The organism is Paraburkholderia sp., from assembly GCF_050742655.1.
In the GTDB taxonomy this organism is placed as follows: Bacteria; Pseudomonadota; Gammaproteobacteria; order Burkholderiales; family Burkholderiaceae; genus Paraburkholderia.
Genome location: NZ_JBOIGG010000028.1, coordinates 1 through 12,673 on the forward strand (window position 1 = coordinate 1; position 12,673 = coordinate 12,673).

Sequence of the window (12,673 nt, forward strand, 5' to 3'; positions counted from 1 at the left end):
CGCCACCACTCGCCCGGAAATCCCCGCCATTGCTGGCTCTCCCGTCTTCCCGCACCCCGTTTCCCGAAGCGCGAAAGTCCGCAATTCTAGTCACCTCATCTCGCCCTGGCAAGCGTTATTTCTGACTAAAAAATCGACGTCGCTTAGCTCACGCATATCGACAAAGAGAACACTAAGCGTGCCTGCTCTTCTCGAACAGAAGAGCAGGCACGCTTAGTCAATCAAATGAGGGGAAACGGGTCGAAGAACATCGATCCGCACGACGTCGCAACATCGTTGGCTCACGACAAAACACGCAAGCGACAACAACGACGTCTACAACAAGAGGACAACCCGCCTAAGCACTAGGCCGGCACATACCGCTCCATCACGCCGCCCACCACTTCGAGAAAATGCCCGATGTCCGGCGTAACACGATGCGCGACCTTCGCACGATCGTCCCAGCGGCGCACACGCAGCGCATCTTCCGCATAAGGCTTGCGCAGAAATGCCTGCGCGTCGTCATCGCTGAAGATGCCGCCCTGCAATTCGAGGCTGCGAACCGAATCCACTGACAGCTTGCCGAAATACGTGGGATCAATCGCGCACAGACAGCGCTTCGCATCGACGTGCAGCCGGATCGGCTCGAGCACCGCCTCCGGCAGGATCGCGCGCAGAAACGGCAACGCGAAGTACTGGTGCAGATCGTCGATACCGCGTGCGCTCGGCGTCTCGCCCTTGCGGTTCAGCAGATGTCCGAGGTCGTGAAGAAACGCCGCGGCGACCAGTTCTTCGCCCGCACCCTCTTCTTCCGCAAGCGCGCCGCTTTGCAACGCGTGCTCGAGCTGCGTCACCGGTTCGCCGCTATAAGACAGACTGCCGTACTGCTCAAACAGCCCACGAATATCGTCAAGACTTAAAGCCATTCATTCACTCCCAGGGCAACGAAAACGTCTTCAGGTTCGTGAAGCTTTTCATCGCTTCCTGCACCCCTTCCTTGTACCCGAGGCCCGAATCCTTGATGCCGCCGAACGGCGTCAGTTCGACCCGGTAGCCCGGCACTTCCCATACGTTGACCGTGCCGACGCGCAGCTCGTTGATGAAGCGCGTAATCGCGTCCTGCCGGTTAGTGCAAACCCCTGACGACAACCCGAATGGCGTTCCGTTGCTGATACGGATCGCATCGTCGAGCGTATCGAACGTGAGAATCGGCGACACCGGACCGAAGGTCTCCTCGCGTACCAGCGTCATCGACGGCTCCACACGATCGACGACCGTCGGCGCATACAACGCTCCGTTGCGCGTATTGCCGAGGAGAAGCCGCGCACCCTGCGCAACCGCTTCGTCAACGCGCGCTTCGAACAGTCGCGCCGCCGCTTCGTCGATCACCGTTCCCATCTGGTTCACGCCGTCGAACGGATCGCCGTACGACCACGCGCGCGTCTTCTCGACGAGCAGTTCGGTGAACGGCACAACGATGCTCTTCTGCACGAGGATCCGTTTGACCGCCGTGCAGCGCTGGCCGGAATTCTTGTACGACCCCTGCACGGCAAGCGATGCCGCACGTTCGAGATCCGCGTCTTCGAGCACGATCAACGGATCGTTACCGCCGAGTTCGAGCACCACGCGTCGATAGCCCGCCTTCGCCGCGATGTACTTGCCGATCGCCACGCCGCCGGTGAACGTCACCAGTTCGGCGAGCGGATGCGTCAGCAGTTCGTCGGCGATTTCGCGCGGATCGCCGGTCAGTACCTGCAGCATCGGCAAAGGCAATCCCGCTTCGTACAGGATGTCGGCGAGATAGAACGCCGACAGCGGCACCTTCTCCGACGGCTTCAGGATCACGCGATTATTCGTCGCGATCGACGGCGCGATCTTGTGCGCGACCTGGTTCATCGGGTGATTGAACGGCGTGATTGCGACGATCACGCCCGCGAGCGGCTCGCGCTGCGTGAACACGCGACGCGTCTTGCCGTGCGGCGTCACATCGCACGAAAAACTCTGACCGTCGTCGCGCAGCACTTCGATCGAGGCGAACTTGAACACGTCGGCGACGCGGCCGATTTCGTAGCGTGAATCCTGCTTCGACAAACCCGACTCGAGCGAGATCAGATCCGATGCGGCCTCTGTGCGTTCGCGCAGCAACGCGGCCGCGCGCTCGAGAATCTGCGAGCGTTCGTAGCGCGTGAGCTTCGCCTGATACGCGCCGGCGTATTCGAACGCTGCCCGCACGTCGTCGACGCTCGCACACGGCGCCGTGCCCACGCGCATTCCCGTGTACGGATCGAATACGTCGATCGCGCGTTCGCGCACCATCCGTGCGCCGCACAAGCGCAATGTTTCTTCGCGGAATGCCGGATGGTCGGTGAGGATCCCGTTCATGCTGCCGCCACGTGATTCAACGCGAGATCGAACACGTCGAAATTGCGCAACCGTTTGCCCGGCTCGATGCCGGACACCGACCGGTTGAAGATCAGCGGCACTGTCTGCTCGGACACACCACCGTGCGAACGCAGCGGCACAGTCAGCCCCGACAGGTCGTGCTCGTCCGCGCGCGTACCGAGCGCCACGTGCCGCGTCCCGACCACGACGACATCGCCGACACGATCGTTCGGCAATTCGAACCGCTCGCACGCGGCGTGGTTGTCGAGCACGGTTTCAATGCCATCGAGCCCGCGCAGCCGCTCGATCACCGTATTGACGTCGGCGTCGTGCGGCAGATAGATCGTCGCGAACGAACCGAGCGCGCCGTGATGCACGACGTACGGATCGGTGATCGGCAGGATCACGCGCGCTGCACGCGTGCCGAGCCATTCGTCCATCACGTCCTGCAGATAGATCACGTTCGGCTCGCCTGTTTCGGGATCGTGCTTCGCGTTCATGCCGTGATCGGCGGTGAGCCCGATCACCCAGCCGAGCGCATCGAGCTGCGCGAGATAGCCGTCCATCATCGCGTAGAACGCGTTCGCGCCTTCGGTGCCGGGCGCCCATTTGTGCTGCACATAATCGGTGGTCGACAGGTACATCAGGTCGAGTTGCCGCGTCTGCGCGAGCCGCACACCCGCAGCGAACACGAACTCCGACAGCCCCGCGCTGTACACGTCGGGCAGCGGCAGGCCAACCAGTTCGAGCACACCGTCGATGCCGTTTTCTTCGCGCGTCGCCGCATCGGCTTTCTCCGCCGAAAAGCAGATGCCGTCGAGCTGCCAGCCGAGCAGCCGGCGCAGCTTGTCCTTCGCCGTCACGACCGCGACCGCCGCGCCCGCGTCCGCGGCCGCGGCGAGCAACGTGCCGGCGCGCAGATACGCGGGGTCGTTCATCATCACTTCCGCGCCTTCGCCGCCGTTCGCCTGCGGGTCCCAGAAGTAGTTGCCGCAGATGCCGTGCACCGAGGGCGGCACGCCGCACACGATCGACAGGTTGTTCGGGTTGGTGAACGACGGAATCACGCAGTCGCCCTTGAACGCCGCGCCGCCGTGCAGGATCTTGCCGATGAACGGCGCGACGCCCGCGGCGACCGCCGCTTCGAGGTAGTCGTATTCGCAGCCGTCGACGCAGACGACCACCGTCGGTTGCCTGGGCAGCCGGTAGCGTCGGCCGTTGACTTCAATGGTGCGTTCGGTATGAGTAAGCATCGGTTCCGTCCATGCGCACCATCGGTAGGCCCTCAGGTGCGCGGTTCATCGATCGTGGCCGGCAGCGGCCTGGCGGCAGTCCGCTGTCCAGCAGGTTCACAGGCTTCGTGCGCGCGTTCGCGGCCGCCGTTCACGTGCGCATGCGTCAGCGTCGACGCGAGCGCGGCATCGCGCGACGCGAGCGCCGTCAGGATCGCGCGATGCTCGGCAAGCGAACGCGCCATCGTGTCGTCGTGCACGACCAACGCCGCGCGGCGAAACAGACTCAGCTCGCCGACCAGTCGCCGGTACGTCTCGTACAGCTTGCCGTTGCCTGCCTGCGCAACGAGCGTGTCGTGAAACGCGACGTTCGACCGCGCATACGCATCGCGATCGTGCGCCGCGAGCGCGTCGCGCATCGCATCGACATGAGCCCGCAGCACCGCGAGCTGCCGTGCGTCGATCGTCGCCGCAAGCATCCGGCAGGCCGCTTCTTCCAGCACCGCGCGTACCGCGTAGATCTCGTCCGCTTCCGCGAGCGTCACCACACGCACGAACACGCCGCGGTTCTTCTCGTTGCGCACCAGACCCGCCTGCTCCAGCGCGCGGAATGCTTCCCGCACAGGTCCGCGCGACACCTGCAGACGCGCGGCCCAATCGGCTTCGGTCAGCTTGTCGCCGGGCGCCAGCGTGCCTTCGACGATGCAGCGCTCGATCTCGTCGCGGACCAGCGCCGTCAGCGACTGGCTGCGCACGACGTCGATCGGATCGACGGCAGGATCGACAACTGGACCCGCAGCGGCGTTTTGCATATTTTCGGTCATTTCGACAAAAATTGCCACATCGATGTGTGAAGTGTCGCGCTCAGGCACACCTCGAAAAATCAGAAGAGCCGGCTCAGTCCGCGCGGCGCCGCGGCACACGCGCGGCGATCAGCGACAGCGCGGCAAGCGACACCAGCAGCAAAATCAATGACAGCGCCGAGGCAGGCAGGTAGTAGCCCCGCTCGACCTGACCGACCACCACGATCGGCACGGTCGCGAAACCCGGCGGATAGACGGTCAGCGTCGCGCCCAGCTCGCCGAGCGACAACGCGAAGCCGAGCGCAAGGCTGGCCCGGATCGCCGGCACGAGTTGCGGCAGCACGACCCGGCGCAACACCATCGACGGCGGCGCACCGAGGCTCGCCGCCGCTTCGCGCAGCACGGTCAGCTCCGGCCGCAGCGCCGCGGCCGCGCAGCGATAGCAGAACGGCAGCACCAGCGCGAGCTGCACGAACACGACGATCGCCGCCGAGCTCGACAGATCGATCGGCTTCTTGTGATACGCAATCAGCACCGCGAGCCCTAGCACGACGCTCGGCACGCCGTTCGGCATCATCGCAATCGTATCGACGAGCGCGCCGAGGCCGCGCCGGTCGCGCCCTTCGAGCGCAAGCGCGAGCCACAGGCCCAGCGCGGTACCGAGCACGGCAACGCCGAAGCCGATTTCGAGGCTCGTCGTCAGCGCGTCGAAATCGCTCTGACCGAGGCGCTCGAACCAGCGCATGCTGAATCCATCGGGCAGGATCGTGCCCGACCAGTGCGCCGCGACGCTCGACAGCGCGACGACGACCACCGGCAGCACGAACAGCCAGAAGCACAACAGCGCGGCAAGTCCGAGCAGCACGCTGCCCATGAGCCGCACGGCAAGACTGCGCCGCACGGGACGCGCACGCGGATGCAGTGCCGGCAACACAGTAGGGTCGAGATCCATGGCCATTACTTCGCTCCTCCGGCCTTGCGCTGGTTCACGGCCCGATACAACGCATACAGCGACAGCGACATTGCCAGCATCACGACCGCGCCCGCGGCGGCCGTCGGCAGATCGAGATCGACGGTCGCCGAACTGTAGATCGCGACCGGCAGCGTGATCAGATGCGCGCTGCCGAGCACCAGCAGAATGCCGAACTCATTGAGCGTCAGCAGGAAGCAGAGGATCGTGCCCGCGGCAATGCCCGGCCACGCGAGCGGCAGGATCACGCGAAACGCGACCATCCAGCCGTGCGCGCCGAGACTGCGCGCGGCTTCGATCAGGCGCATGTCGAGCGTGGCGAACGACGCGAGCGTCGGCCGGACGACGAACGGCGCGTAGAACACGACTTCCGCGAGAATCACGCCACCGATGCCGAACAGGAAATCGAGCGGCGGCGCATCGAGATGAAAGAGCCGCTGCAGGCCAATGCTGACCGACCCCTGCGAGCCGTACAGAAAGATCAGCGTGAACGCGACCAGAAACGACGGGAACGCGACGAACAGTTCGAGAAAACGCGTGACGAGCCGCGCGCCCGGAAACGGCTTGAAGAACAGCAGCGCCGCGAGCGCGACGCCGAGCAGCGACGCCAGCCCGGCGCTCGCCACGAGGATCCACAGCGTCGTGCCGACCACACCACGCGTGTCCGGATTCTGGAAAAACGCCGCGTACGCGTGCGCGCTGAAACCGTGCGCGCCGGTAAAGCTCAGCAGCACCAGCCGCACGAGCGGATAGATAACCAGCGGCCCGAGCACGCACACAGCGAGAAACAGCAGATGCCATTGCGCGACCCGCTCCCGCCGTCGTGCGGCAGCGGCATGCGACGCCGCGGTCGCGGCGCGGCGCGCATCCGCCGCGGCGAATGCGTCGTGACCGTCAGGGGCGGATAAGGACGACATCGTCTGCCTCGTATCGCAGTGAAACACGCGCGCCCTTTTCGGGGTTCATCCCGTGGCCGCGCTGCATCGTGACGAGCACGGGCTCGGTTGGCATCGCGTCGAGCACGACCGACACGGACAGCACCGCGCCGTACCATTCGACCGACGTGATCGTGCCGTGCAGTTGCCCTTCGCCGAGCGGCACGATCCGCAGACTTTCCGGACGCAGGCACGCGACACGCTCGCGTTCCGTATGGCGGACGTCGTCGAGCGGAAACGCGACGTGTGCCGGCAGCAGGTTCGCCGCGCCGAGATAGCGCGCGACGAATGCGTCTGCCGGCGTGTCATATAGCTGCTGCGGCGTGCCGAGCTGCGCGATGCGCCCGTCGCGCATCAGCAGCGTGCGATCGGACAGCACCAGCGCGTCGTCCTGATCGTGCGTCACGCAGACGATCGTCAGATTGGGCAGGCGCTCATGCAGCGCCTTCAGTTCGGAGCGCACCGACGCGCGCAGATTGGCATCGAGCGCGGACAGCGGTTCGTCGAGCAGCAGCACGTCGGGTTCGATCACGAGCGCGCGCGCCAGTGCCACGCGCTGCTGCATGCCGCCCGACAGCTGCGCGGGCATCACGTGCCCCGAGTCGCCGAGCTGCACGAGCTTCAGCGCATCGGCGACGCGCCGCGCGACTTCCTTCGAAGGGGTGCGCCGCGCCCTCAGACCGAACGCGACGTTCTCAAAAACCGACAGATGCGGAAACAGCGCGTAACTCTGGAACAGCAGCCCCAGGTTGCGCCGGTGCGGCGGAACGTGCGTGAGGTCGCGGCCGGCCACCGTCAGGGTGCCGGCCAGCCCGTCCGCCTCGATAAACCCGGCGATGAAACGCAGCATCGTCGTCTTGCCGCAGCCGCTGCGGCCGAGCACGGTCAGCAGTTCGCCGCGCTCGATCGTCAGCGACAGGTCGTCGAGCACGGTGCGCGTACCGAAGCGCACCGTCAGATGCTCGATCTCGACGCCGACCGGCGTCTCCGAACGCGCATCTCCGAGTGCGTCCGGAACGGCGTCGAGCGCGCCGGGCTGAGCGAGACTGGCTGTGTTCACCGGGTTCATCCTCCTGCTTGCGATGCGCTAATACACTGGAACGGGTCGTCGACCCGCTCCGCTTGCTTCCCTTTAATTCGATTTACTTCGGTTTGACGACTTCGATCTGCTTGCCCGAACTGCCGATCACGTCGTTCTTCCAGCGCGCGGTCCAGTCCGCCTTCTTCGCCATCACCTGGCTCCAGTCGACCGGGATCAGCTTCACGCCGGCGATCGCCTGCTTCACCGCGGCACCGTTCTTGCCGGCGAGCGGTACGTCGGTGCGACCCGGGATGCCAAAAATGTCCGGCACCTTCGACTGCACGTCGGTCGACATCAGGTAATCGATCAGCTTCTTGCCTTCGGCCTGGTTCGGGCCGTTCTTGATCAGGCCGATCGCGTACGGCAGCTGGAACGTGGTCGGCTGGCCGCCCGCGTCGGCTGCAAGAAAGACCGGCTTGAGCGACAGGCCGCCGTTCGCCGCGTCGTCGAGATCCATCTGCAGGTCGCCGTTCGCGACCGAGATTTCGTTGCGCGACAACAGCACGTCGAGGTAGCCCGTGCCCTTCGTGTGGAACTTGGCGCTCTGTTCGAGCTTCTTCAGGTAGTCGAACGCCTTGTCCTCACCCATCAGCGACGTCGTCAGGATGATCACCGCCATCCCGTCGCCGGCCGTGGCCGGGTTCGAGTATGCGACCTTGCCGCTGTAGTCGGGATGCAGCAGATCGGCGAACGTCTTCGGCTGGGTCTTCACCACTTCCGGATTGATCGCGAACGAGAAGTAGTTGTTGACGAAGGTCGCCCACGCGCCGTTCGCCGCCTTCGCGATCGCCGGCACGTTCTTGTAGTTCGCGCTCTGGTAGGCCTGCAGCAGCCCGGCCTGATCGGCCTGCTGGATGAACGGCGGCAGCGTGACCAGCACGTCCGCCTTCGGCGAATCCTTTTCGATCGTCGCGCGGTTCACCACTTCGCCGCTCCCCGCGGTGACGATCGCCACCTTCACGCCTTCCTTCTTCTCGAAGGCCGGCAGCACGTCCTTGTACAGATTCTCGAGGCCGTCGGCCGTGTACAGCACGACCGTGTCCGCTGCATGCGCCGGCAATGCGCCGAACGCGGCCGCCGCCACGAGGGCCGGCAGCAGTTTGCGGGCGAAGCCGGTTACCGCGTGGTGGGAATTCGTCTTTGTCATGTCGCTCTCTCCGAAACGGAAAACCATATGGCCGGGAAAACCCTGGCCTGTTGTCATTGAACGGCGGGTAGCGTCGCGCCGGTACGTTATCTCCGGCCTTGCAGCCAGATTGCAGATTGCCTGCAAAACGGCGCGACGTCGATCTGCCGGACTTTCTGGTCACGACTGATGCCGGCGCGCCACCCGCTCTACAGCCTTACCGGAACGGGCCCGGCAAGAATCACAGATTTCGGTGACAGCGCCGTGACTATTTTCACGATTTCCAAAAAATGACACAATTCGCCAATAATATGCAAATCTGGTGCAAACCTGCAAACCACATTTATCCGCACGCCCGTGCATCCGTAAATTGACGAAGGGAGGTCTTGTGATTCTCGGAAACGATCCCGTCCTGCTTACCCCAGGACCCCTGACGACTTCGCCCGCGACGCGCGAAGCGATGCTGCGCGACTGGGGGTCGTGGGACACGGCCTTCAACCTCATGACGCAGAGCGTCTGTACGGACCTCGTCGAAATCGTACATGGGCAGCATGACTACGTCTGTGTGCCGCTGCAGGGCAGCGGCACGTTCGCGGTCGAGGCCGCGCTCGGCACCCTCGTGCCCCGCGACGGCCGCGTGCTGGTGCCGAATAACGGCGCGTACTGCACACGCATCGTGCGCATCCTGCAGCGGCTCGGCATCGCGTACGTCGAACTCGCGCTGCGCGAAGACGAACCGGTGGACGCCGCGGCGATCGAGGATGCGTTCAACAGCGACCCGCGCATCACGCACGTCGCGCAGGTGCATCTGGAGACGAGCGCCGGCCTGCTGAATCCTCTCGATGAAATCGCCGCGGTGTGTCAACGACATGGCAAGCGCCTGATCGTCGATGCGATGAGTTCGTTCGGCGCGCTGCCGATCGATCTGCGCAACGGCGGCATCGACGCGCTGGTGTCGGCGAGCGGCAAGTGCCTCGAAGGCGTGCCGGGGATGGGCTTCGTAATCGTACGGCGCACGTTGCTCGAAGCATCCGAGGGCCGTTCGCCGTCGCTCGCCCTCGACCTGCACGACCAGTACGCGTACATGAAGAAGACCACGCAGTGGCGCTTCACGCCGCCGACGCACGTGGTCGCGGCGCTGCGCCACGCGCTAGACCGGTTCGCGGCCGAAGGCGGCCAGCCGGCGCGCGGCGCCCGCTACGCGCGCAACTGCGCAACGCTGATCGAAGGGATGAAGGGGCTCGGACTCGAACCGTTCCTGAAGCCGGAAGTGCAGGCGCCGGTGATCGTCACGTTCCATGCGCCGCGCGACCCGGCGTGGAACTTCACGAATTTCTACGCAGCCGTGCGCGACGCCGGCTACGTGCTGTACCCGGGCAAGCTCACGCAGGTGGAAACGTTCCGCGTCGGTTGTATCGGCGCAATCGATGCCAACGAACTGCACAACGCGGTCGCGGCGGTGGGTCGGGTGCTGGTCGCGTTGGGGATCACGGTGCGCTAGCTGCGCGAGGGCGTGCTGCGTGCCAATGTGCGACGGCCTGAAGCGGCCTGAAAAGCTGGCCTCGAAGGCTTGCAGACGGCTTGCGGCAGTGACTTTGAAAGCAGCCGTTGCAGCCGCTTTCGACCCGTGCCCTCGCCTCAGGCGATCAGCAGCTCGGGCCCGCGCGCGGCGATTGCCTTGCCGAGCGCACGGTCCGGCGCAAGCTCGGTGACGACGAAGCGCGCGGTCTCGAAGCCGTTGATGCGCACCGGCGTCATGCGGCCGAACTTCGAGTTGTCCGCGACGACCACCACCGTATCGGCGGCCGCGATCATCCGGCTGCGCACTTCGGCGGCCATCCGCGTGTAGTCGGTCAGCCATGCGTCCGGCGAGATGCCGCCCGCGCCGACGATCGCGAAATCCGTATGGTATTGGGTGAGCTGCTGCACGGTGTCGAGGCCAAAGGTCGCGTCCTCGTTGTCCGACAGTTCGCCACCGAGCAGCGTCACGTGATTGTCGTTGCGCCGCCCGAGCAGCAGCGCGATGCGCCAGTCGTTGGTGTAGACCGACAGCCGGTGGCGGTCGGTGAGCGCCCGCGCGACGGCCTGCGTGGTGCTGCCCGAATCGATCACGATCGATGCGCCGTCCGGCACCAGTTGCGCCGCGCGTTCGCCGATCGCCCGCTTCGCGCCCGCGTTCGCCGCCTCGCGGACGTCGAGGTCGGGCTCGCGACGATCGCTCGACAGCGCGCCGCCGTGTGTCGTGACGATCAGTCCGCGCACCGCAAGTGCATTGAGATCGCGCCGGATCGTTTCGCGCGACACGTTCAGTTCGCGGACGAGTTCGGCCACCGACAGTGCGCCATTCCTGGCGACTTGCGACAGAATGTATTGATGACGTTGTTCAGCGAGCATCTTGGTGACGAGGCGTCGGGCCGGAGCGCGTGGTTTCGCGCGCAAATACGCGCGTATAAATGAGGTAAGCCGCCGTATTGTATTACGCGACAGACCGCAATGTGCCGCCAGCCGAGGTTCCTTCCTGCTAACCTGAGCGCCCGGGCACCGATCCGTCCGCCGTCACGCTGCCACCCCGATCCGCCGATCCACCGATGCCGCCACTGTTTCGCCGATTCATCCTGCTGTTTCACCTGCTCCGCTACGGCGCACGCCTGCTGTGGCTCGCCGCGCCGCGCGATCACAAGCTGCACTGGATCGCGACGCTGGTCACCCGTATGCACGAGGCCGGCAGTCCGGCCGGGCTGCAAAGCGCACTGCCTCAACTCGGGCCGCTCGCGGCCGCGTTCGCGCAATCGCTCTCCGAGCACCCCGAACTCGCCGCCGGCACGCTGCACGACGCAATCGACGCCGTCGCGCATCTCGAAGATCTATTGCCGCCGCAGGCTGTCGAGCACGCGCTCGCCGCCGCGTTCGGTCGGCCGCTGGCCACGATCTTCGAGTCGATCGATCTCGTGCCCACGCAAAACGGTTTCGCCGAACAGATTCATACCGCGCGTCTCGCGGTATCGGCGACCACACCGGCCAGCAGCCATCGCGACGTGTCGATCAAGCTCGTGCGCACCGGGCAACTGCGCCAGCTCGGCGACGACGCCGCGTTGCTGCGCTGGGCCGCGCGCTGGGTCGAACGGATGTCGGGCGCCGCGCGCCGCCTGCAGGTGCGTTCGCTCGCCGACGCGTTCTGCGACGATCTGCTGCGGCGCTTCGACCTGCGCGCGGAAGCCGCCAACCTGAGCCAGACGGGCCATCACTTCGCCGGCGACGAACGGCTCTTGATCCCCGACGTGATCTGGGATCTGTGCACCGACCACACGCTCGCGCTGCGGCACGTCACGTCGCTGCCCGCCACCGATCTTGCAGGGCTCGCCGAACATCGCGTGAATCTCGCCCGGCTCGCGACGCATCTCGTCGAAGTGGTCGCGCAGCAGGCTTTCGAGCACGGCTTCTTCCACGCGGCGCTCGATGCGCGCCGCGTACGCGTGAGCATCGAGCCCGACACGCTCGGCCGGCTCGTGCTGACGGATTTCGCGCGGATGTCGAGCCTCTCGTCCGACGAGCGCGCGTTTTTCGTCCACGGCGCGACCGCGCTCTTCGAGCAGGACTACGGCCGTCTCGCGGACCTGCATCGTGAGGCAGGGCACGTACCGCATACGACCCGCACCGAAATGCTCGAAGCCGAACTGCGGGTGCGCAGCGAAGCGCATTTTGCCGCGCATCCGCACGACCGGTCCGCCGGCGAACTGTTCCATCATCTGCTGCATGCGGTCCAGCCATTCGACGGCGGCGTCTCGCCGCGGCTCGCGGCCGCACAGCGCGCGTTCGAAGAGGCCGAAGCACTCGCGCGTGCGTTGCATCCGGGCGTGAACACGTGGCACATCGCGCGCACGATACTCGCGGACATCGCGCGCCGCGACCTCGGTCATCGCGGCTGGCTGCGACGGCTGTCGCACGAGTTGCCACATCTCGCACAGATGATGCCGCGCATTCCGCAACTCGCCGCGCGCTATCTGCAACAGCAGCACGACCAGCACGCGTCGCGCGAGCAGCGGCAACTGCTCGCCGACGTCGGACGCGAATACCGGCGCACGCGGGTGCTGCTGTGGGCCTGTGCGATCTGCGGCGGTGTGCTCGGTGCGTGGGCGATGCTCGTGGTGCGTTGAGGGTGAGCGCT

11 protein-coding genes are annotated in these 12,673 nt (G+C 65.6%); 2 read left to right on the plus strand and 9 right to left on the minus strand.

The annotated features are described in order from the left end of the window. Positions 1–344: 344 nt before the first annotated feature. The 8 genes from ACREXZ_RS28160 to phnS all read right to left on the minus strand — a co-directional run bounded on the left by ACREXZ_RS28160 (position 345) and on the right by phnS (position 8,529). Positions 345–905, minus strand: a complete 561-nt coding sequence (locus ACREXZ_RS28160; RefSeq protein ID WP_431767415.1) for a phosphonate degradation HD-domain oxygenase — start codon at positions 903–905, stop codon at positions 345–347. Positions 906–909: 4 nt separating this feature from the next. Then, on the minus strand, positions 910–2,361 hold the full coding sequence (gene phnY / locus ACREXZ_RS28165; RefSeq protein WP_431767416.1) for a phosphonoacetaldehyde dehydrogenase: 1,452 nt from the start codon (positions 2,359–2,361) through the stop codon (positions 910–912). Beyond that, on the minus strand, positions 2,358–3,614 hold the full coding sequence (phnA, locus tag ACREXZ_RS28170) for a phosphonoacetate hydrolase (RefSeq protein ID WP_431767417.1): 1,257 nt from the start codon (positions 3,612–3,614) through the stop codon (positions 2,358–2,360). The genes phnY and phnA overlap by 4 nt, the downstream gene beginning before the upstream one ends. 32 nt (positions 3,615–3,646) lie before the next feature. Further along, positions 3,647–4,417 (minus strand): phosphonate utilization associated transcriptional regulator, encoded by a 771-nt coding sequence (locus ACREXZ_RS28175; protein WP_431767418.1) that lies wholly within the window; start codon positions 4,415–4,417, stop codon positions 3,647–3,649. Between the two features lie 73 nt (positions 4,418–4,490). Further along, entirely contained in the window at positions 4,491–5,354 is an 864-nt protein-coding gene (gene phnV, locus ACREXZ_RS28180) for a 2-aminoethylphosphonate ABC transport system, membrane component PhnV (RefSeq protein WP_431767419.1), read from the minus strand. Next, positions 5,354–6,283: a 2-aminoethylphosphonate ABC transporter permease subunit gene (locus ACREXZ_RS28185; RefSeq protein ID WP_431767420.1), complete on the minus strand. Its 930-nt coding sequence runs from the start codon at positions 6,281–6,283 to the stop codon at positions 5,354–5,356. Before ACREXZ_RS28185 ends, phnV begins: the two co-directional genes overlap by 1 nt. Continuing rightward, positions 6,261–7,361, minus strand: a complete 1,101-nt coding sequence (gene phnT, locus ACREXZ_RS28190) for a 2-aminoethylphosphonate ABC transport system ATP-binding subunit PhnT (RefSeq protein WP_431767421.1) — start codon at positions 7,359–7,361, stop codon at positions 6,261–6,263. Before phnT ends, ACREXZ_RS28185 begins: the two co-directional genes overlap by 23 nt. Positions 7,362–7,443: 82 nt before the next feature. After that, positions 7,444–8,529 (minus strand): 2-aminoethylphosphonate ABC transporter substrate-binding protein, encoded by a 1,086-nt coding sequence (gene phnS / locus ACREXZ_RS28195; RefSeq protein ID WP_431767422.1) that lies wholly within the window; start codon positions 8,527–8,529, stop codon positions 7,444–7,446. A 370-nt stretch (positions 8,530–8,899) separates the two neighbouring features. Between phnS and ACREXZ_RS28200 the strand changes: the two genes are divergently transcribed. Next, positions 8,900–10,009: a 2-aminoethylphosphonate--pyruvate transaminase gene (locus ACREXZ_RS28200; protein WP_431767473.1), complete on the plus strand. Its 1,110-nt coding sequence runs from the start codon at positions 8,900–8,902 to the stop codon at positions 10,007–10,009. Positions 10,010–10,146: 137 nt separating this feature from the next. Here ACREXZ_RS28200 and ACREXZ_RS28205 read toward each other — a convergent pair whose 3' ends face one another. Next, complete coding sequence (locus ACREXZ_RS28205) at positions 10,147–10,902, minus strand: DeoR/GlpR family DNA-binding transcription regulator (protein WP_431767423.1); 756 nt, start codon at positions 10,900–10,902, stop codon at positions 10,147–10,149. Positions 10,903–11,096: 194 nt separating this feature from the next. Here ACREXZ_RS28205 and ACREXZ_RS28210 point away from each other — a divergent pair, with 194 nt between their 5' ends. Next, positions 11,097–12,662: an ABC1 kinase family protein gene (locus ACREXZ_RS28210; RefSeq protein ID WP_431767424.1), complete on the plus strand. Its 1,566-nt coding sequence runs from the start codon at positions 11,097–11,099 to the stop codon at positions 12,660–12,662. Positions 12,663–12,673 lie beyond the last annotated feature (11 nt).

What these genes read in the sequence shown, in the direction of transcription:
- phnS (WP_431767422.1), bottom strand. Translation starts at nt 8,529, where the DNA reads ATGACAAAGACGAATTCCCACCACGCGGTAACCGGCTTCGCCCGCAAA.
- ACREXZ_RS28210 (WP_431767424.1), top strand. Translation starts at nt 11,097, where the DNA reads ATGCCGCCACTGTTTCGCCGATTCATCCTGCTGTTTCACCTGCTCCGC.
- ACREXZ_RS28160 (WP_431767415.1), bottom strand. Translation starts at nt 905, where the DNA reads ATGGCTTTAAGTCTTGACGATATTCGTGGGCTGTTTGAGCAGTACGGC.
- ACREXZ_RS28185 (WP_431767420.1), bottom strand. Translation starts at nt 6,283, where the DNA reads ATGTCGTCCTTATCCGCCCCTGACGGTCACGACGCATTCGCCGCGGCG.
- phnA (WP_431767417.1), bottom strand. Translation starts at nt 3,614, where the DNA reads ATGCTTACTCATACCGAACGCACCATTGAAGTCAACGGCCGACGCTAC.
- ACREXZ_RS28205 (WP_431767423.1), bottom strand. Translation starts at nt 10,902, where the DNA reads ATGCTCGCTGAACAACGTCATCAATACATTCTGTCGCAAGTCGCCAGG.
- phnV (WP_431767419.1), bottom strand. Translation starts at nt 5,354, where the DNA reads ATGGCCATGGATCTCGACCCTACTGTGTTGCCGGCACTGCATCCGCGT.
- ACREXZ_RS28175 (WP_431767418.1), bottom strand. Translation starts at nt 4,417, where the DNA reads ATGACCGAAAATATGCAAAACGCCGCTGCGGGTCCAGTTGTCGATCCT.
- phnY (WP_431767416.1), bottom strand. Translation starts at nt 2,361, where the DNA reads ATGAACGGGATCCTCACCGACCATCCGGCATTCCGCGAAGAAACATTG.